At 37.5% G+C, this 19,349-nt stretch carries 19 protein-coding genes and 1 riboswitch; of the genes, 10 read left to right on the forward strand and 9 right to left on the reverse strand.

The window, feature by feature from the left end:
* Positions 1-6: 6 nt before the first annotated feature.
* The 5 genes from FG383_RS15085 to FG383_RS15105 all read right to left on the reverse strand — a co-directional run bounded on the left by FG383_RS15085 (position 7) and on the right by FG383_RS15105 (position 5,514).
* Positions 7-1,932, reverse strand: coding sequence for a GTP-binding protein (locus tag FG383_RS15085; RefSeq protein WP_185907963.1), 1,926 nt, complete (start codon positions 1,930-1,932; stop codon positions 7-9).
* A 106-nt stretch (positions 1,933-2,038) separates the two neighbouring features.
* A complete protein-coding gene (locus tag FG383_RS15090) occupies positions 2,039-2,929 on the reverse strand; it encodes a metal ABC transporter permease (protein WP_142608221.1) in 891 nt (296 codons plus the stop codon).
* Entirely contained in the window at positions 2,922-3,815 is an 894-nt protein-coding gene (locus tag FG383_RS15095; RefSeq protein WP_142608222.1) for a metal ABC transporter permease, read from the reverse strand. The genes FG383_RS15090 and FG383_RS15095 overlap by 8 nt, the downstream gene beginning before the upstream one ends.
* A 16-nt stretch (positions 3,816-3,831) precedes the next feature.
* Positions 3,832-4,581 (reverse strand): metal ABC transporter ATP-binding protein, encoded by a 750-nt coding sequence (locus tag FG383_RS15100; protein WP_142608223.1) that lies wholly within the window; start codon positions 4,579-4,581, stop codon positions 3,832-3,834.
* A gap of 12 nt (positions 4,582-4,593) precedes the next feature.
* Positions 4,594-5,514, reverse strand: coding sequence for a metal ABC transporter solute-binding protein, Zn/Mn family (locus tag FG383_RS15105; RefSeq protein ID WP_142608224.1), 921 nt, complete (start codon positions 5,512-5,514; stop codon positions 4,594-4,596).
* Between the two features lie 247 nt (positions 5,515-5,761).
* On the opposite strand from FG383_RS15105, the gene FG383_RS20995 reads away from it, so the two are divergent.
* Positions 5,762-5,938, forward strand: coding sequence for a hypothetical protein (locus tag FG383_RS20995; RefSeq protein ID WP_185907964.1), 177 nt, complete (start codon positions 5,762-5,764; stop codon positions 5,936-5,938).
* A gap of 21 nt (positions 5,939-5,959) precedes the next feature.
* Entirely contained in the window at positions 5,960-6,703 is a 744-nt protein-coding gene (locus tag FG383_RS15110; protein WP_142608225.1) for a pirin family protein, read from the forward strand.
* Positions 6,704-7,628: 925 nt separating this feature from the next.
* On the opposite strand, the gene FG383_RS15115 is transcribed toward FG383_RS15110, so the two are convergent.
* Entirely contained in the window at positions 7,629-7,859 is a 231-nt protein-coding gene (locus FG383_RS15115) for a hypothetical protein (protein WP_142608226.1), read from the reverse strand.
* Between the two features lie 269 nt (positions 7,860-8,128).
* Positions 8,129-8,319: riboswitch (cobalamin riboswitch) on the reverse strand.
* A gap of 116 nt (positions 8,320-8,435) precedes the next feature.
* Between FG383_RS15115 and FG383_RS15120 the strand changes: the two genes are divergently transcribed.
* The gene (locus tag FG383_RS15120) at positions 8,436-9,668 is read left to right on the forward strand and encodes an MFS transporter (protein ID WP_142608227.1); all 1,233 of its coding nucleotides are present in this window, start codon (positions 8,436-8,438) and stop codon (positions 9,666-9,668) included.
* Between the two features lie 63 nt (positions 9,669-9,731).
* Here the strand turns inward: FG383_RS15120 and FG383_RS15125 are convergent, their stop codons facing one another.
* Both FG383_RS15125 and FG383_RS15130 read right to left on the reverse strand, forming a co-directional pair.
* Positions 9,732-10,151 carry a VOC family protein gene (locus FG383_RS15125; protein ID WP_142608228.1) on the reverse strand — a complete coding sequence of 140 codons (420 nt, stop codon included), beginning with the start codon at positions 10,149-10,151 and terminating at the stop codon, positions 9,732-9,734.
* Positions 10,152-10,398: 247 nt separating this feature from the next.
* On the reverse strand, positions 10,399-11,319 hold the full coding sequence (locus tag FG383_RS15130) for an AraC family transcriptional regulator (RefSeq protein WP_246097024.1): 921 nt from the start codon (positions 11,317-11,319) through the stop codon (positions 10,399-10,401).
* Positions 11,320-11,409: 90 nt separating this feature from the next.
* Between FG383_RS15130 and FG383_RS15135 the strand changes: the two genes are divergently transcribed.
* The 4 genes from FG383_RS15135 (at position 11,410) to scpC (ending at position 15,667) form a co-directional block, all read left to right on the forward strand.
* Positions 11,410-12,210: a serine hydrolase gene (locus FG383_RS15135; RefSeq protein WP_142608229.1), complete on the forward strand. Its 801-nt coding sequence runs from the start codon at positions 11,410-11,412 to the stop codon at positions 12,208-12,210.
* Positions 12,211-12,299: 89 nt separating this feature from the next.
* Positions 12,300-13,253, forward strand: coding sequence for a TRM11 family SAM-dependent methyltransferase (locus tag FG383_RS15140; RefSeq protein ID WP_142608230.1), 954 nt, complete (start codon positions 12,300-12,302; stop codon positions 13,251-13,253).
* A 24-nt stretch (positions 13,254-13,277) separates the two neighbouring features.
* Positions 13,278-13,922: a LytTR family DNA-binding domain-containing protein gene (locus tag FG383_RS15145; RefSeq protein ID WP_142608231.1), complete on the forward strand. Its 645-nt coding sequence runs from the start codon at positions 13,278-13,280 to the stop codon at positions 13,920-13,922.
* 227 nt (positions 13,923-14,149) lie between these two features.
* Positions 14,150-15,667, forward strand: a complete 1,518-nt coding sequence (scpC, locus tag FG383_RS15150; protein WP_142608232.1) for a succinyl-CoA:acetate CoA-transferase ScpC — start codon at positions 14,150-14,152, stop codon at positions 15,665-15,667.
* 40 nt (positions 15,668-15,707) lie between these two features.
* On the opposite strand, the gene FG383_RS15155 is transcribed toward scpC, so the two are convergent.
* Positions 15,708-16,520, reverse strand: a complete 813-nt coding sequence (locus FG383_RS15155; protein WP_142608238.1) for a YitT family protein — start codon at positions 16,518-16,520, stop codon at positions 15,708-15,710.
* A 251-nt stretch (positions 16,521-16,771) separates the two neighbouring features.
* On the opposite strand from FG383_RS15155, the gene FG383_RS15160 reads away from it, so the two are divergent.
* The 3 genes from FG383_RS15160 (at position 16,772) to FG383_RS15170 (ending at position 18,956) form a co-directional block, all read left to right on the forward strand.
* Positions 16,772-17,203 (forward strand): Rrf2 family transcriptional regulator, encoded by a 432-nt coding sequence (locus FG383_RS15160; RefSeq protein WP_142608233.1) that lies wholly within the window; start codon positions 16,772-16,774, stop codon positions 17,201-17,203.
* Between the two features lie 73 nt (positions 17,204-17,276).
* On the forward strand, positions 17,277-17,915 hold the full coding sequence (locus tag FG383_RS15165) for an NAD(P)-dependent oxidoreductase (RefSeq protein ID WP_142608234.1): 639 nt from the start codon (positions 17,277-17,279) through the stop codon (positions 17,913-17,915).
* Between the two features lie 3 nt (positions 17,916-17,918).
* Positions 17,919-18,956, forward strand: a complete 1,038-nt coding sequence (locus tag FG383_RS15170) for an LLM class flavin-dependent oxidoreductase (RefSeq protein WP_142608235.1) — start codon at positions 17,919-17,921, stop codon at positions 18,954-18,956.
* The last annotated feature ends 393 nt before the right edge of the window (positions 18,957-19,349 follow it).

Raw genomic sequence — 19,349 nt, forward strand, 5'->3', positions numbered from 1 at the left:
ATTGTATTATTTACAGTGCATCGCTTCCTCCGCTTCATCCCAAGGAACTTTATAGCCTTTTCCTCTCGCACAGAAAATAGAGGTGGAAGTGTATTCTGGATCTGCTTCTTTATTGTAGCCAATCTTTTCAATAACTTCATCTTTATTGTGACACCGATCATACCCTCCAAATAGTAGGCTGAGCGTTCCTTTGCCAGAAGTGAATGAAGCAAACGTTGTACTGTAGTTCATGAAGGTTGCTACAGGTACTCGTCCTTTGACAATTACCTTGTCACCAACATTCTCAGGGGAGTCAAAGCTTCCATGCGCTTGTTGAATATCAGATAAAACTCTACCTATGAGGTTCATATCCACTTTTATTTTAAAGTCATAAAAAGGTTCTAGAAGCACATTTTCAGCTTTCTCTAAACCTTGTCTTAAAGCTCGATAGGTTGCCTCTCTAAAATCCCCGCCATGCGTATGTTCGTTATGTCCGCGTCCAGTAAGCAGGGTAATCTTGACATCTGTCAATGAAGAGCCAGTTAGAATTCCATGATGCTCACGTTCCAATAAATGATGTTGCACTAAATTTTGATTGCCAATGGACAAATCATTTGCATGGCAAACATTATCTAAAGTAATGCCGCTTCCACGTTTTGTGGGCTCTATTAACAGATGCACCTCTGCATAATGTTTTAACGGCTCAAAGTGACCATAGCCTTTAACTGTTGTATCGATTGTTTCTTTATAAAGAATTCTCGGTTCACCAAAAGAAATAGTGAAATGAAAGCGTTCTAGGACAATTTGTTCAAGTACTTCCAGTTGGATAACACCCATTACATGCACATGAATTTCTTGAAAGTGCTCATCCCAATAAACATGCAAAGAAGGGTCTTCTGCATCTAGTAGTTTAAAGCAACGCAACACTTCTTTGACATGAATAGAATCGTCAAAAAATACTTTTGATTTTAAAGTTGGAATCATATCAAAGGTCGTCTTGTTGTTTATGGCACCAATTCCATCGCCAATGGAGACATTTGTTAGCCCAGTCACTGCAACTAGTTCACCCGCTACTGCTTGTTCAACTGTTTTGAATTTATTTCCGCTGTATACTCGAAGCTGTGTAATTTTTTCTGCTAATTCCCCGTAATGCACTTCGTCTCGCACTTTTAGCTTGCCGCTTAATAGTTTAAGGAATGTCACTCTGTTTCCACTTTCATCATGACGAATTTTGTATACTTGAGCAGAAAATGCTTCTTCTTGTTTATAAGAGGATTCTGTTAATAAATGCAGTTTATCTAAAAACTCGATTATTCCAATGTCTTTTAATGCAGAGCCACTTGCACAAGCAAAGATTTTATTTTCTTGGATCATACGCTTACAAGCTTGTATCCATAAATCTTCGTCATAACCAGTATCCATGTATTTTTCAAGAAGATTTTCATCGCGTTCTGCTAAAAATTCAACAAACTCTTCGTTGAAAGCGTTTGTTAAATCGCACACGTCATCAGATAAATTAGCACGAATTTCTTCTAATACTTTCGCTACATCGGTTCCTTCATAATCCGTTTTATTGATGAAGAAAAAAGTGGGTACCTGATGTTTCCGTAGCAATTGCCATACTGTTTCTGTATGTCCTTCTACACCATCTACCGCGCTAATAATAAGGATCGCGAAGTCCATCACTTGGATAGCACGCTCCATTTCTGGTGAAAAATCGATGTGACCAGGAGTATCGATGACATAATAAGTGGAATTGTTATACGAGAAGATTCCTTGATCCGCAAAAATCGTAATTCCTCTGTTTTTTTCAATCGAATGACTGTCGAGAAAAGAGTCTTGATGGTCGACACGCCCTCTTTGTCGAATGGTTTTTGTATGGTACAGCAGTTGCTCGGAAAAAGTCGTTTTTCCTGCATCTACATGGGCAAGTATACCAATGGTTTTATACACGACGTCACCTCTGCTCATTTTGTAGTGAATGACTTTATTATAGCAAAGCTTTCTGCACAAAAGAAAAGCCACCGTGTATGTCAGTTACACGGTGGCTTATAACGTATTAGGACTCAACATGCACTTTTGTATCTTTCAATTTTATACGTTTGAACATCTTCCATATCCAACCGTCATGTGGCTTGAATACAAACACGAGCATAAATATTACACCTATCATGGCTGCCATCATACCAGCAATGGATGTGTTCCATAGTTTGGCCAGATAATATCCTGTTATAGCTGCAGTAATGCCAAAAAACATACTCCATATCATCATCCTTAAGACGCTTTTACTCATCAGATAAGCAGTAGCAGCAGGTCCTATGAGCATTGCTACAACAAGAACTGCCCCTACACTATCAAAAGCCGCAACAGTCGTTAAAGAAACGAGTGTCATATAAGAATAATGCATAGCTACTATTGGTAATCCAATAGATAGCGCAAAAACCGGATCGAAAGTAGTGAGCTTCATCTCTTTGTAAAAGAAAAAGAGAAATAATATATTGAATAAAAGAACGATTAACAACATCCAAACTGCTTTCGGCATGGAAAAACCTAAAATGTCCCATGTATCCCATGGAACAAATGCAATTTCACCCATCAGCACATGCTCCACATCTAAGTGGACGTTTCCTGCAAATAAAGTGATAAACAACACACCTAGTGCAAATAGGGAAGTGAACACAACCCCAATGGCAGCATCTTCTTGTAAGCCACCTGACTGGAGCAATTGCACAAGAAAAGTAGTAAGTAATCCAGCGATTGCAGCGCCAACTAGCATCCAAAATCCACTTAATGATTGCGTAATCATAAATGCCACAACAATTCCAAATAACACTGTGTGACTAATAGCGTCTGCAATCATAGCTGTTTTGCGCAGGATTAAAAATACACCAGTTAACCCGCAAGTTATACCAACTAATGATCCAGTTAAGAGCACCCAGAATTCATTCATGGTTCGCCGCCTCCTTTACTACGTTTCTTTGCTTAAATGCTTTTTTCTTTAGCGATTTAGAGATGAATCCTCTTGTCGGTGCGAAAAAATAGGATATTAAAAAGAGACTAGCAGCACATAGTACTATAATTGGTCCTGTTGATAGTCCTGTACGAAAAGAGCTTATAATGGTACCTAATGCTCCGGAAAGAGCCCCAAAGAAAGCACTTGTAACAAGAATAATTCCAAGATGATTAGACCAAAATCTAGCAGCAGCTGCAGGTATAATGAGCATAGCTGCCATCAATATAACACCAACTGCCTGTATTCCAGTAACAATCGTTAGTACAGTAAGAGCTGTCAATAGAACACGTAATCGTTCAACCGGCAATCCGATACCTTTTGCAAATACGGGGTCAAAAATCATTAGCTTCCATTCTTTAAAAAATAGTAAACACATTAGTATGATTAACAAGGCGCTACTTGATAGCCAAACTAGGTCGCTTTTCGCCATGGTAGCCGCTTTTCCAAATATAAAATCATTCAAACCACTTTGATTTCCTGCGCTGCTTTGATTGACAATGGTAAGGAGAACGATTCCAATACCAAAAAATACGGATAAAACAAACCCAATTGCAGCGTCTGCTTTTAGCTTAGAGTTCCCCACAATCCATTGAATCATATATACAGCAAGTGCAGAAGTAATGGCCGCACCTAACATAAGGATTGGTAAATCTTTTTGCTGAAATACTAAATACGCAATTGCAATACCAGGGAGTGCCGCATGTGCAGCAGCATCTCCTACTAGACTTTGTTTCTGTAGAAAGGCGAAGGTTCCATTTAAACCGGCTGCTACTCCTAGCAAAATAGCTCCTATAAGAACCCAAAGTAAGTTTCCAGTTAACATTATTTTTTCACCTCTCTTAGTTGAACGTTTTGTTCGATTTCGTCTGATCCATAAAAAATAATTTCCCGCCGTATGCTTCTTGTAGATTGTCTTCTGTAAACGTTTGTTCTGTTGGACCTGATGCGGTAATCGTTTGATTTAACAAAATGATCCAATCAAAGTAGTCAGCAGCAGTTTGTAAATCATGATGGACAACAAAAACAGATTTACCTTTTGCTTTTAAATCTTTTAAAATAGCAATAATTGTACGCTCTGTTGCAGCATCCACACCAACAAAGGGTTCATCCATAAAATAGACTTCTGCTTCTTGTGCTAGTGCACGAGCCAAAAATACACGCTGCTGTTGTCCTCCTGATAATTGACCAATTGATCGATCAGCAAAAGCTTCCATTCCCACATCTTTTAGGCAATCCATGGCAATTTGTTTATCTTTTGCTGAAGGTTTTTTAATCATACCTATATGTCCGTAACGTCCCATTAGGACAACATCTAAAGCATTTGTAGGAAAGTCCCAATCGACTGCATTTCGCTGTGGAACGTAGCCGACTGTATGGTCTTTTGCGTTAAGGGGGCGTTCTAAAATATGAACAGCCCCTGTTTTGTTTGGTAATTGGTTAAGTATTGCTTTGATTAATGTAGATTTCCCGGCTCCATTTGGACCAATAATGCCTGTTAGGTGACCTACTGGAATAGTTAAGTTTACATTTTGTAATACAACTTTTTCTTCATAAGCAACCGACAAATTTTTTACTTGTAACGCGTCCATGTTGCTTCCCTCCTATTTAAGTGAATCGACAATTGTGTTGACGTTATGTTCGTACATGCCAATATAAGTGCCTTCTTCAGTTCCTTCCGCACCCATTGCATCCGAGTAAAGTTCTCCGCCAATTTGGATTGTATGACCTTTTTCTTTAGCGCCTTCTATAACAGCTTTCATCGCTTTGTCAGAAACACTGGACTCGATGAAAACGGCTTTAATATTATTTTCTACTAGAAAATCTACGATATTTTGAATATCTTTTAAACCATACTCGGCATCTGTACTTAAACCTTGTAAACCACGTACTTCCATGCCATGACTATTACCAAAATAGTTAAATGCATCATGTGCTGTTACAAGCACTCGTTGTTTTTCTGGAATTTCACTAATTCGTTGATCTGACCAATCGGATAGATCGGTTAATTGTATAAAATATGCTTCTTCCTTCTTTGCAAATTCCTCTTTACTGTCTGGAAGCTCTTCTGAAAGTGTTTTGGTTATTTCTTTCGTTGCTATTTTCCATACGTTTATATCAAACCAAATATGTGGATCTGATAGCTCGGGATGTGCCTCATCATTTAATATCTGATCTTGTGGAACTGCTTCCCCAATCGCAACAACCGTTTTTTCTTTCTTCATTTTTTCAAAAATATCACTCATTTTTCCTTCCAGTTCTAGACCGTTATAAAAAATGATATCTGCCTTTTCTAATGTTTGTAAGTCCCCTTGTGTCGCTTTGTACATATGGGGATCTACACCGGGTCCCATTAACGATTTTATCTCTACATGGTCTCCAGCAATTTCTTTAACCGCGTCCGCAATTTGCCCGGTTGTCGTAACAACTAATGGCTTTTCCTCTTTTTCTACGTCCCCGCTAACATTGTTACTACATCCAACTAACAAAACAGCGGTAATGAATAAAAACAAAATCTTTTTCAATTTAATTCCTCCCTTTTCCTACGCTCTACTTTATTTCCCCTGGGAAACTTTTAGAATAAAAAAAATCATCTTTTTTCGTTAGTGCCATTAAATTTCCCGAGGGAAACATTTGTTTATAAGGTTAACACTTCATTTTTATTTTGTCAAAGTAATGTATGTAAATTTTTTAAAAAAGGTGATTATAAGAAAAATCTTTTGTTAGTGTTATACTTTAATGACAAATTGAATGAAAAGGAGTTGACGGTTCATGCAATATTCGAAATCCAAGATGGAGCAGCTAGTGAAGCACAGTGCAGATCTTTCCAAACGTTTGAAAGAAGTAATGAAGGAACATGATTTAGAAAAAAGTTTTGCTTTAAAAGCTTTGTATCACTCGGAAGTAAAAGATGGCGGGAAATATCAGAGGGACTATCAAGATTTATAATTCGTAAAGGGGAAGAGGCAAGTGATTCAAGTTCTTCGAGCAGGAAATCATTATCAACCTTTTAGAGGACCGTTCACGATTACTCGTATCCAACCAAGCGATATTTTTGAAGAGAGCATAGAAGATTCTGTATTTGGAACGCTAAGCAATATTGATCATGCGGTGATGAAAAAAGGATTAACAATTAAAATGCATGAACATGTGAACGATGAAATCTTCAGTTATGTGTGGAAGGGCACTTCGTATCATAAGGATTCAGCGGGTTTGGAAGCCGAAATTTCACCGGGTAAACTGATGATGATGAACGCAGGTGTAAGTTTTTGGCATGAAGAAAAGGTAAAAGAGGAATATGTTGAAATGCTTCAAATATTTTTCCGTCCACGTGAAGCAAACCTTCCGCCAAATATACAGTTTCATGATAAACCTACAAATAACCGCGACTGGTATGAGATGGTTGGTCCTGAGGGTTCAGATGCACCACTGATTGTTCGCCAAAATGCTTACGTTTTAGATGCTCATCCTAGGGCAGGAGATATACTCCAAGTTCCTTCTTATGAAGGAAAGAAACCTTTTCTGTATGTATTAAGTGGTTCCATTCAAATTGGGGACTATATTGTCAATAAACAAGAAGCTGTGACGGATTTAGAAAAAGATCTTCCTGGACTTAAAGCTCAGGAAGATACAACGATTATCTTGTTTGCGGTAGATATGGATGCGCCAGCTTTCTCAGGCGGTACCATTAGTGGAATAAGTATGCAGAGATAAATTATTAATTGTAGAGCGTGCCGATCATTTGTTGATTCGGCACGCTTTTTTTGTCTAGGAAACTAGAGATATTTGGATAATCTCTTAAAGTAACATGAGGTATGGCATTCCTTGTTTTATACGTGATATAGAGATAATGCGTCTTAAGGTATCCGCTGTGATTTGTGCTACGGGGTGGACGCTTTCCGTGAGGTGAGCGATAAGCCATCACCGACGCTGACGCATGCGATGTGATGGCTTATCGTGCTCAACAGAGGAACAAAGGCTCAGGGCGCCACATCGTGTGGCAACGCCTTCGTGACCAACATCCTGTTGTCCTCCACTGGATTCTTCACCCCTCCGCAAAATTCAATGGAAAATGCTAACTTATTGAAAACCGATATGAATAATAAATGGTTGAACGCGACAAACCATTCATACAGATGCTTGTGTGCGAGTTCTGGGGGCTTTAAGGCATATTATTCTTAGAATATGTCGAAAGCCTCATCGTCTCATACCAAGTAAACTTGTTGTTTTAAGAATTAGTTGCTTTCATATGCAATTTAGTTGCTCTCGCGTCGAGTTTAGTTGCTCTCAGACTATAATTGATTGCCTCCAATGACCGATTGGTTGCCCTAAGCCATTTACTGGATACACTCACTGAAGAAATTAGAATAAAATTTTGTTTTTTTCAAGTAGATGCCGATAAGTAAGCAATTTTCCATTGATTTTCGCTGCAGGCGTCGACTCCAGTGGGATCAAGTGAGCAAAATGAGACTTCACAACGTACGCCTAAGCGGCGGTGAAGGCTCATCGCTCACCCCACGGAAAGCGTACGACTGCAGCGAAAATCACAGCGGTCACTACTACGCACTTTCGTTATTATATGCATCGATCACGTTTGCTAAATCAGGCAAGACACAGGCGTTTTAGCACTTTTTCTATGTTATTCCTCTTCAATCCTTCCAAAAACTTCATCTTTTGTTTGGTCGAATGCTTTTTGTAAATTACGTTTGTATAATTCTTTATCTTTTCCATCCAAATTTGGTGCATTACTTATTTCTTCTTCATGGTGTTTAAAAATAGCGCTAAGTGATGTTGATTCATTTGCTACACTGTTTGTCATTAATGTATGTTTAAAATTTTCGACATAATATTCTTTTGTTCCAACTGTCATGTCCTAACTTCCTTTCCATCGTGAACATAAAAAGCATCTTCCCTTAGTTGTTACAAAGGAAGATGCTAATTCAAGTGAATGAATATGGTTGATTGTTGTCGTGACGAATAATACGTAAAGAAAAGAAAACCACTATAAACGGCATAGTGAAATAAGAGGAGTCGATTCCTCCAGTGTTTCTTTCCGATTACGTTTTTTCGTACGACAGCAATTTCAAGCAGTTGCTTGTTCATAGCTGCACTTAACACCTCCTATTCCGCGTAGGTTTTGGTGTGTACTTGAAATAGGCAGGTCTCCTGGCTCATGATCATCACTTTTCTTTCCCTTCCCATTAAGGATTAACAGTGGATTTGAAAGAATGCTCCCATTTACAGTTGCGGGACAGCGTCGGTTTTTCACCGAACTTCCCTTTTAAGCTATTTTACAAAAGGAAAATAGCACCTAAATCTACACGTTATTCAGTTGTACTTTTACTATATCATAGATAAAGTAGAAGCATTTTTTTTGTAAACAATCGCAAATTTGGACAAGAAAACGGCGTTCACCCTTTCTATAATCAATAGGAGGGGGAGAAAAATGACTATAATGAAGACAAAAAATCCGTATCAAGTTTATATTTATACTTGTTTTTTATCGCAATTATTTTTTACATTTATTTTCACTGTAAATTTGTTATATCAAGTGAAAATTGTCATGCTTGATCCACTGCAACTTGTTTTAGTAGGAACTGTTTTGGAACTATCCGTTTTTCTATTTGAAATTCCAACTGGAGTAATTTCGGATTTAAAAAGCCGGAAGCTCTCCGTTATAATTGGGTACTTTTTAATAGGGGGTGGTTTTTTAATCGAGGGGTTATTCCCTTATTTTACGACTGTCCTTTTAGCACAAGTTGCATGGGGGATTGGTTATACTTTTACTAGTGGTTCCCTGCAGGCTTGGATTGCAGATGAAGTAGGGGAAGAACGTGCTTCATTAGCATTTATAAGAGGAGCAAAGGCCGGTAATCTTGGGCAAGTCATAGCGATACCTCTAAGTATATTAACGGGTCTTTATATGATTAATCTACCAATCATTATTGGCGGACTTTGTATGGTTGGGTTGGCGGTATATTTAATCCTATTTATGAAGGAAGAAAACTTTAAACCATTGGATAAAACGGAGAGAACATCTACTTGGGAAAGTATGAAGGGGAGTATGGGGAAAATTATTTTTCATTCTAGAACTAGCTTTATTATAAGAATGCTTTTCCTTATTGCTTTATTCGTTGGATTTTATAGTGAAGGATTCGATCGTTTATGGATGTCCCATTTTTTTGATGTATCTAATTTAGTAGCGCTAACGGATGAAAAGCTAGTTTTATTAACTGGGGGTATTCAATTTATGGTTGTGCTAATTTCTTTTGTAGTACTCCATTTAATGAATAGAGGCTCTATCCATCTAAATTTAAAGCATATTTATGCCGTCCTGTTTACGTGTAGCTTATTTATTATTGCTTCATTAATCGGCTTTGCATTGTCAACTTATGCCATTGGTTTATTAGTATTTTATATCATTATTCAAGTAACAAGAAAAGTGATGTATCCGCTAGAGGATATTTGGCTGAACAAGGTTATTCCAGAATCCTCTACTCGTGCAACATTTTTTTCCGTAAAAGGCCAAGTAGATGCTATCGGTCAAATTGGAGGAGGACCTGTAATTGGTTATGTTGCAACAAATTTTACGATAAAAACAGCGATTGTTGTTAGCGCCATTTTGTTAACTCCAGTTCTATTTTTATATAATATCATTTTGAAAAAGCATCAGTCTTGATACTGATGCTTTCATTTTTCAGGCTTTGACGTTTCCTTGAATGAAATTTAATAATTACCTATTCTATTGCGAGATAATATATTTTTCTTTGAATGTTGGACTTAATTCACTCCATACATCAAATTTATTGCCATCTAAGTCATAGAAAACAAAGTTCTTTCCAGTATGTCCTCTGTCTTCGATTTCTCCCACTTTTATCTGTTTATCAATAAAATCACGATGAATAGCTTTTAGCGAATTTAATCCATCTACTTCAAATGTTATGGAGAAACGCTCTTGATCATAGATATCATAGAAGTTAGAGCTTTGACCTGCTTTAGATTTAACAAGAAAAATACTTTGGTTAGCAAAGTTTAGAATTGCTTTGTCTTCATCTGTATAACTTAACTCAGCACCTAATTTATTTATATACCATTCTGCAGAAATTTCTATATTAGTTACCGGTATATATGTAGTTCCTATTCTTAATAATTTGTCATTCATCTAGTTTCCTCCTGTTAGTATGTATAAATAATTCTATTCTCTATTAAATTGACTTTACCTTTATTTCTTCTTTAATAAATTAATAAGCCTCACTCTAAGGTGAGTGAGGCTCCTATTCTGACGATCAGTATTGTCAAATAGTTATGAGAAAAACGAAGGGAGATCTATTCAGATGATTAATCTGTTTCTCCCTATATATTTACCACGCAGGAAAAAGACGAAACTAGTAATATTTATCGAATTTAGTTTAGTCCATTTCTCTTTTCTTAATCGGTAAGTAAATTTCCATATATATTTTTTCATATTCCCAGTCATGGCAGTGTTCGTCATAATATTCAAAGTCATAGACGTTTTCATCGACCTCGTAATGAGATTTTGGTAACCAATCCTCCAAAATATATTGCCAAGTTCCTTTGATAGAATGGACGAATTGTTCCACTTCCACGAGTGGGGTTTTAAAAACTGCATATGTTGCTGCTGGGATTTTCAACTTTGTCAGTTCTTTAGGAAGATGGATATCTTGGTCGTAGTTTACAGCAAATAAATAAGTAAAGCTTTCTTTCAATTCGGTTCCACTTAGATTAATGCAATATTCCCCATGCTTTTCAGGAGACAATAGATTGTACAGAGTTCTTTCGATTGCTTCATCAGCTGAAATCCTTTGCTCCCAAAAAGCGGGTGCATCCCTTGTATAAGAAACCTTTTCCAAGTAACTCTCAAATGTTTTCCCAGCAATTTCAAAAGCTTCTTTGTGTACAATTTTTGGTTGCATAACAATTCCACCGGTCTGTTTTTGACGAAGACTGAGTAAATCCAATTTTTGTGGTAAGGAGATCGGACAATGAAGCTTATATAAACTTGGAGGACTTCCAAAACATTTTTTAAAAGCTTTTGTAAAACCGGAATGCGTTTCAAATCCATAATCTAGTGCTATTTGAATAATTTTTTTACCTTGGACTAACTCGTACAAAGCGAATTGTAGTTTTCTTTTCTGAACATAGTTCATAACGGTATATCCAATATGTTTATCAAAGATTCTATAAAAATGATAAGGAGAATAGCCAACGAGAGTGGCTAGTTCCTCTGGATTAATCTCCTCTTTAATATGTTCGTCTATGTGATCAATTACTTGTTGTAGTAATAATAACTGTTGAATAGGGATTGCCACCTTTTTAATTTATATACTATTCATAATATATTCTATTATTCGATTATAATAGATTGTAATATAATAATTTTAAATTAAGGGGTATAAAAGGTGAAAACACTAGTAAATAAAATTCGAAATTTAACTAAACAGTCAGTGGGGACATGGGGAATTGTTTTAGAAGATTTGGATTTAGGTGAAAAGTGGGTATGGAATGAGGATGAACTATTTTATGCAGCAAGTGTTATAAAAGTACCCATCATGGCTGCAGTTTTCTCGGCTGTTGAACGCGCGGAACTAGCTTTAACGGATCAAATCATTATAAAAGAAGAAGACCTTGTAGGTGGCTCAGGTGTTCTTCAACATTTAACTCCGGGAACGTCACTATCTATTCAGGATACCGTGATGCTGATGATTATTCAAAGTGATAACACAGCAACGAATGTACTAATAGATCAAGTGGGGGTAGAATATATCGTACAGACGATGAAAGCAGTAGGTATGGAAAAGAGCACTTTTTACAATAAATTAATGATGAACAAACCTAATCCAAAAGGGTTCAATCAAATAACAGCGTCTGATGTTGCAAGACTATTAAGACTGATAGCTACAGGAGAATTAGTGTCTCCAGAAGCTAGTGAGCAGATGACCGCTATTATGAAAAAGCAACAAATAAAAGATTGTTTACCAGAAAAACTACCTTCTCCATATTCGAATTTCAATAATGGAATGACTTCCTGGGAACTAGCGCATAAAACAGGTTGGATTCCAGGAACTCGTCATGATGTTGGCATTTTTTACGTTGGCGAACGGAAACTAGTCGCAACTGTTTTATCAAAGGAAGAAGATGACCTAGTGTCCAAGCGAATTCTAACCGAAATTGGAGAGGAAATATATAACTACTTACAGTGAAGTACAATGAACGAATAGAGAACCGATTCCTTCCAAAAGAGGAATCGGTTTTTGCGTGTTATAATAGAGGTATTATTGGAGGGAATACATTGACGAACTTTAGCCGACAACCGGCATTCATTTATACATTTGCATATAACGATGCAGAACGCTCCCTATGTCATTTAGAGATGCGCTCTTTTTTTGGAACAGATACAGAGTCAAAAATAGTAAAAAGCGATGTGAAGATAGATCCTAGTAGAAGCCCTTTTATAAAGGGAAGAGTAGAAGTTTTAGCAGAAGGAGATACTGTGGAAGAAATTATCGCACAGGCGACTGCTTTTGGTAATGAAGAAGAAACAAACAAGGTAATTTTCCTGAAGATTAATGATCGACAAGGGAAAGATAAAATTGAAAATCAAGAGCGTCTTCGAATAGAACGAGCAATTGGCAGTGAAATGCAAGGAGACTTCGATTTACATAATCCGGATCAACTATATGCAGTCGTTCCATACGGGGGTCGCTGGTACTTTGGAGTGTATACGAAAAGTGAACCTATTTGGTTTAATCATATGAAAAAACCAAGAGAGTATTCAACTGCACTTAGCACGAGAGTGGCTCGCGCAGTAGCAAATATCGCAGTTCCGCGTCCTGAAGGAATTCGAGCAATCGATCCTTGCTGTGGAATTGGAACAGTTCTTGTCGAAGCCTTATCAATGGGTATTAATATAGTCGGACGAGATATTAATCCACTCGTTTGCGCTGGCTCTAGAGAGAATATCGCGTATTTTGGTTTAACGGGGGATGTAAGAAAAAGTGCAATTGAAGACATCACTGAAGACTACGATGTAGCGATAATTGATCTACCTTATAATTTATATACGCATGCATCATGGGAAGAACAATTTACGATTTTGAAACATGCTAGAAGAATAGCGGAAAAAGTCATTATTGTCACGATTGAATCGATGGATGAGCGATTAGAATCAGTAGGTTTTCAAATAATTGATCGTTGTATTACGAAGAAACAACAGTTTTCGCGCGAAATAGTTGTATGTATATAAAGTAGAGTGAAAGGAGAGCACAGGATGAAGGATCTATCCATTGTTGGACTTTTAGACGTAATAGGCGAGTTATTTTCAGATGAAGTATCCATTGCTATAACCGATAAAGAAAACTATATCTATTATCGACCGAGTAAGCGAATCGATTTGAAAATAACGCCTGGTGATCCTATTGTAGAAGGGACACTTGCTTATAAAGCAATGAGCGGCAAGCAAAAAGTGTCTGAGTTCATTGACCGCGAATTGTTTGGGGTTCCATATCACGGCATGGCTGTACCTTTTCAACATGAAGGAGAACTGGAAGGTTGTATATTAGCCATTTATCCAGCATTTACGGAAGGAAAGTCTGTAATAACGATTAAAACGCAAGATGGATGGATTCCTATTTCTTTTTCCGATGTAATTTATTTAGAAGCGAAAGATCGAAAGACACATATAGTGACGAAGACCTTCTCTGGAATGCATACAAGCTCCTTACAAAACTTTGAGTACCGGCTGCCAAGAGAATCTTTCATACGATGTCATCGTTCGTTTATCGTAAATGTTCATCATATAAAGGAAATTTATCCAGACACACATTCTACATTTCTTCTAGCGATGGAAAATGGCGAAAAAGTATCCGTTAGTCAATCATACTCCAGTTATTTCCGAAAGCTATTAGGATTTTAACTAAAATGTGCTTGAATAAGGGAAAAGCATGCCCTTATTCCAGCTTTTTTTTAGTATGTTTGCATTAGCGAAATAACATACTAAAAAGGAAAGTGATAAAATATTGCTGCTTTAGTCTTTAATATTTCTGTTTTACTCAATAAAAACCTGTATTCATCAAGGTTTCTCTAAATTTCGACAATACACGGTAAAATTAGACATATATATTATAGGAGGGGGATAAAACGATGGAAAAGAATCTTGAGCGCATAAAAGATAGTAGCTTACATGATCTTGTTGTACAAGCGGAAAATGCTGCTTCTTGGATTAGAGATGGTATGACTTTAGGTTTAAGTGGATTTACACGTGCGGGTGACGCGAAAGCGGTTCCATTTGCATTAGTCGAGCGAGCGAAGAAAGAAAAATTTAAAGTAAATATTTTTACAGGAGCTTCTTTAGGCTCTGATCTGGACAAAGTATTATCAGAAGCAGGTATTATTAATAAACGCTTACCTTTCCAAGCAGATGCGACAATGCGCAAAAATATTAATGCCGGCAATCATTTATTTGTCGACCAACATTTATCTCATACCGCTGAAATGATACGTAACGGAGTCTTACCACAAATTGACTTCGCTATAGTCGAAGCGGTTTCGATTACAGCAGATGGGATGATTATTCCTACTACATCTGTTGGAAATTCTTTAGCTTTTGTAACGCACGCAAAAAATATTATTGTAGAGATTAATGTGGATCAATCCGAACAATTAGAAGGTCTGCATGACTTATATGAACCGGCCGAACAAGGAAGAAGACTTCCGATTCCATTGACGAAAGCAGACGATCGAATCGGTACAGTTGGCATGCCTGTTGATACGGATAAAATTAGAGGAATTGTTTTTACCAAATATATGGATTCACCTTCTCCAATTGTTCCGCCTGATCACGAAACGGAAGAAATGGCACAGCATTTAATTTCTTTCTTACGTGAAGAGGTACATGCAGGTAGACTTTCTAATAATTTAGCTCCTCTTCAAGCGGGAATAGGTTCGGTTGCTAATGCCGTGTTACACGGACTGATTGATTCTGAGTTTGAAGATTTACAAGTATACTCTGAAGTGCTACAAGACTCTGTGTTCGAATTAATCGATGCAGGCAAAGTCAATTTTGCATCCGCATGTTCCATTACATTGTCAGAAGAGATGATGAAGCAAGTATATGGAAACTTGGAAAAGTATCGAGATAAATTAGTATTACGTCCACAAGAAATTACGAATCATCCGGAAATTATTCGTCGACTCGGGTTAATCTCTATTAACACGGCGCTTGAGTTTGATATTTATGGTAACGTCAACTCTACGCATGTTTCTGGAACGAAAATGATGAATGGTATTGGTGGTTCAGGGGATTTCGCTCGTAATGCAAAACTCGCGATTTTCGTTACAAAGTCTATTGCAAAAGGCGGAAACATTTCCAGTATTGTACCTTTCGTAGCGCATGTGGACCATACAGAGCATGATGTAGATGTAGTTGTGACAGAACAAGGATATGCCGATCTTCGTGGGTTGGCTCCAAGAGAACGTGCACAACTAATTATTAATAATTGCGTACATCCAATGTATAAAGCACAATTACGTCAATACTTTGAAGAAGCTTTAACTAGAGGTGGACAAACTCCACATGTACTTGAAAAAGCATTCTCTTTCCATACAAATTTAGCAAAAAACGGAACTATGCTTGTTGAGGAAGTAAAATCTTACGTATAATGCAAAAACCGATCTCATTTCTTATGAGATCGGTTTTTGATTAATGAATATCTTTTTTCTTAAATCGTCCACCGCGAACTTCTGCGATATTGCCAATTGCTAAAAATGCATGTTCGTCGATTTCCTCTACAATTGATTTTAATTTCGCTTCTTCCAACCTAGTAACGACCGTGAAAATCACCTTTTTATTATCCCCAGTATAGGCACCTTCCCCGTGTAAGTAGGTTACCCCACGTCCAAGTCGATCCATAATGGCGTCCCCGATATCTTCAATGCGTTCGCTTATCACATAAACGGATTTCGACTCATCTAGCCCTTGAATTACAATATCAATTGTTTTGAATGCGATAAAATAGGCCAAAAATGAATACATCGCCTGCTCCCAAGTGAACACGAAGCCGGCCACACTGAAAATAACTAAGTTAATAATCATAATAATTTCACCAACTGAAAATGGAAGGGCTTTATTGAATAAAATTGCAAGTATTTCAGAACCATCTAAGGAACCACCGTTGCGAATTACAAGACCAACACCCATACCTAAAATAATTCCACCGAATACAGTAGAGAGCAATAAATCAGTCGTAAAGGGATCAATATTATGTAAATAAGAAGTGCAAATGGATAAGACAGTAATACCGAATAGGGTGGATAATGCGAAGGTTTTTCCAATTTGCTTATAGCCTAGGAAAAAGAATGGGATGTTCAGAATGAAAATAAAAATACCTAAACGGACCCCTGTTAGATGAGAAATGATGATGGATACCCCGACGACTCCTCCGTCTAAAATTTGATTTGGTACTAAAAATAACTCTAAACCAACTGCCATTAAAATGGCACCGATAGCAATCATTATTGCACGCGCAAAAATGACTTTTTTAGGAGCGTTTCTGTGAGGTAACGTAGTGGTTTTGGGTTCTGTACTTAGATTTGCCGATAGGTCACTCAATTTAATCTCCTCATTTCTAATAGGTTCTCTTTTTATCTTATAGAAATATTCAAGATTTTAAAAGTAAAAGATGAGATACCTTACAAGTAATAATCAAAATATTTGACAAAAAGAACCGATGTAATTATGATGGTTACATCTGGAGGTGAAAAGATATGAAAATCAGTAGTCGTTTTACAGTCGCTGTTCATATACTATCTCTTGTAAATTTAAATAGAAACATCGTTTGTACTTCTGAATGGATTGCAGAAAGTGTTAATACAAATCCAGTAGTAATCCGAAGAGTAATGGGGAAGCTAAAAAAGGCGGGGTTCATTGACATTCGTCGCGGACTTGGTGGTGCTAATCTTCTAAAGCCGTTACATGCAATCACATTATTAGATGTGTATCAAGCGGTTGAAGTAGTGGACGAAGGGGAACTTTTTCAAATGCATGAAAATCCAAATCCGAATTGTCCTGTAGGTGCTAATATTCAAGGTGTACTTGAACTAATACTGTTCCGTGCACAAGATGCAATGGAGGCAATTTTAAAGGAAGTTACGATGGATGAGCTAGTTCAAGCATTAAGTCAAAAAATTGAATCATAAACTTTCAATTTTTTTTGGATAGTTGTAACAAAATTAGTTACAACAAAATAAAATTTAATCGGGGGTAAGTAAGATGAAAATAGGCGTAATTGGAGCAACAGGAAAAGCAGGTAATTTAATTTTTAAAGAGGCAGCTGATAGAGGCCATGAAGTAACTGCAATTGTAAGAGATGCTTCCAAATTGAATGATCAACATGTTCAAGTTATAGAAAAAAGCATATTTGATTTAACTACAGATGATGTGAAACAATTTGACGTAGTCGTAAATGCATTTGGGGCTCCACTTGGTGAAGGGCAAGCACATGTAGATGCAGGGCATGCTTTAATAGAAGTACTTAAAGGCACAAATACAAGAGTAATTGTAGTAGGCGGAGCAGGAAGCCTATTTGTAGACGAGGCAAAAACAATCCGGGTAATGGATACACCTGATTTTCCTGAAATATTTAAACCAACGGCTGATGGGCAAGGACGTAACTTGCAAGAACTACAAGAAACAACAGATATCAAATGGACATTTGTAAGTCCAGCTGGTTACTTTGATCCAGAAGGTAAACGAACAGGTACTTATCAGTTAGGTAAAGACAATCTGATCGTAAACGCAAAAGGCGACAGCTATATTAGTTATGCAGATTATGCAATTGCTATTGTAGATGAAATTGAAAATGCTCAGCATGTAAATGAACGTTTTTCTGTTGTAGCGGAAGCTGAGTAAATAATGGAAATTGGTATTTATACATTTGGAGATCTCGGTCCAAATCCACATACTGGAGCAACAATTAGTGCACCGAAGCGTTTAAAAGAAGTGATCGAGTTAGGGAAACTGGCGGATGAAGCGGGTCTAGATGTTTTCGGTGTTGGAGAACATCATCGATTGGATTACACGGTCTCGTCTCCAGCGGTTGTCCTAGCTGCAGTTGCTCAAGCTACAAAGCATATTAAATTGACAAGTGCTACAAGTGTTATAAGCACCTTAGATCCAGTTCGCCTATTCGAAGATTTTGCTACATTAGATGTGATTTCCGAAGGACGAGCAGAAATCATAGCGGGTAGAGGAGCATTTGTAGAGTCTTTTCCTCTTTTCGGATATGACTTGGATGATTATGACGCTTTGTTTGAAGAAAACATAAAGTTACTTCAACAGTTAAATGCGGAAGAAATAGTGACCTGGCAAGGTGAATTTCGTTCTAATCTGACCAATGCAATGATTTCTCCTCGACCAATTCAAGAGAGACTGCCATTATGGGTTGGAGTTGGTGGGACTGCTAAGAGCGCAATCAGAGCAGGGAGACTTGGAACAGGACTGGCGATTGCTATATTAGGAGGACCGCTAACAGATTATAAATCCCTTGTAGATTTGTATAGACAAGCGGGTATAGAAGAGGGACACAAACGAGAAAGCTTACCGGTTGCTGTAAATGGACACACTTATATTGCAAAAGAAAGCCAACAAGCAAAGGACGAATTTTATCCTTATTACGCTAATTATTGGTCTTATGTGAATAAGCAAAGAGGAATGGGTATGAAAATGTCCCGAGCGGATTTTGAACATATAGCAAGTCCGGAAACCGCACTATTCGTAGGTAGTCCCCAACAGATCGTAGAAAAAATTCTTACTCAACATGAAGCATTTGGGCACAACCGTTTTATCGCGCAAATAGATATCGGTGGTCAGTCTTTTAGCGAGGTTGCAAAAGGGATCGAACTTCTTGCAACAGAAGTAGCTCCTATCGTAAAAAGAGAAACAAGTAAATAAATGCAAGGAAAATGGTTGGGATGCATAGTATCCCAGCCATTTTTTTTGTTTTAAGAAACTATCAAGTCTATCGCACGTGAATAACTTTCTCTCAATAGCATAAGGTATGTCACTATTTAGGGATAATGCGCGGTAGTGAGCTGGATAAAGTGTTCGCTGGGATTTTCGCTGCAGTCGAACGCTTTCCGCCGGGTGAGCGATGAGCCATCCCCGCCGCTTAGGCGTCGTAGGGATGGCTCATTTGCTCACTCATCCGGCAGGAGTCGTCGCCTACAGCGAAAATCCACATAAATGGCTTACTTATCCGCGTAGACTCGTAAAAAACAAGATTTTACAGTTTTTTCAAATGTTTAAATCCAGTAAATGGTTTAGAGCAACTAATTGGTCATTGAA

Source organism: Psychrobacillus soli (assembly GCF_006861775.1).
GTDB classification, from domain to species: domain Bacteria; phylum Bacillota; class Bacilli; order Bacillales_A; family Planococcaceae; genus Psychrobacillus; species Psychrobacillus soli.

Bases quoted from the DNA above. Each gene is read 5' to 3' on its own strand.
- FG383_RS15145 (WP_142608231.1), top strand. From the start codon at position 13,278: ATGAAGGATCTATCCATTGTTGGACTTTTAGACGTAATAGGCGAGTTA.
- scpC (WP_142608232.1), top strand. From the start codon at position 14,150: ATGGAAAAGAATCTTGAGCGCATAAAAGATAGTAGCTTACATGATCTT.
- FG383_RS20995 (WP_185907964.1), top strand. From the start codon at position 5,762: ATGCAATATTCGAAATCCAAGATGGAGCAGCTAGTGAAGCACAGTGCA.
- FG383_RS15095 (WP_142608222.1), bottom strand. From the start codon at position 3,815: ATGTTAACTGGAAACTTACTTTGGGTTCTTATAGGAGCTATTTTGCTA.
- FG383_RS15100 (WP_142608223.1), bottom strand. From the start codon at position 4,581: ATGGACGCGTTACAAGTAAAAAATTTGTCGGTTGCTTATGAAGAAAAA.
- FG383_RS15160 (WP_142608233.1), top strand. From the start codon at position 16,772: ATGAAAATCAGTAGTCGTTTTACAGTCGCTGTTCATATACTATCTCTT.
- FG383_RS15090 (WP_142608221.1), bottom strand. From the start codon at position 2,929: ATGAATGAATTCTGGGTGCTCTTAACTGGATCATTAGTTGGTATAACT.
- FG383_RS15170 (WP_142608235.1), top strand. From the start codon at position 17,919: ATGGAAATTGGTATTTATACATTTGGAGATCTCGGTCCAAATCCACAT.
- FG383_RS15120 (WP_142608227.1), top strand. From the start codon at position 8,436: ATGACTATAATGAAGACAAAAAATCCGTATCAAGTTTATATTTATACT.
- FG383_RS15125 (WP_142608228.1), bottom strand. From the start codon at position 10,151: ATGAATGACAAATTATTAAGAATAGGAACTACATATATACCGGTAACT.
- FG383_RS15155 (WP_142608238.1), bottom strand. From the start codon at position 16,520: ATGATTGCTATCGGTGCCATTTTAATGGCAGTTGGTTTAGAGTTATTT.
- FG383_RS15165 (WP_142608234.1), top strand. From the start codon at position 17,277: ATGAAAATAGGCGTAATTGGAGCAACAGGAAAAGCAGGTAATTTAATT.
- FG383_RS15115 (WP_142608226.1), bottom strand. From the start codon at position 7,859: ATGACAGTTGGAACAAAAGAATATTATGTCGAAAATTTTAAACATACA.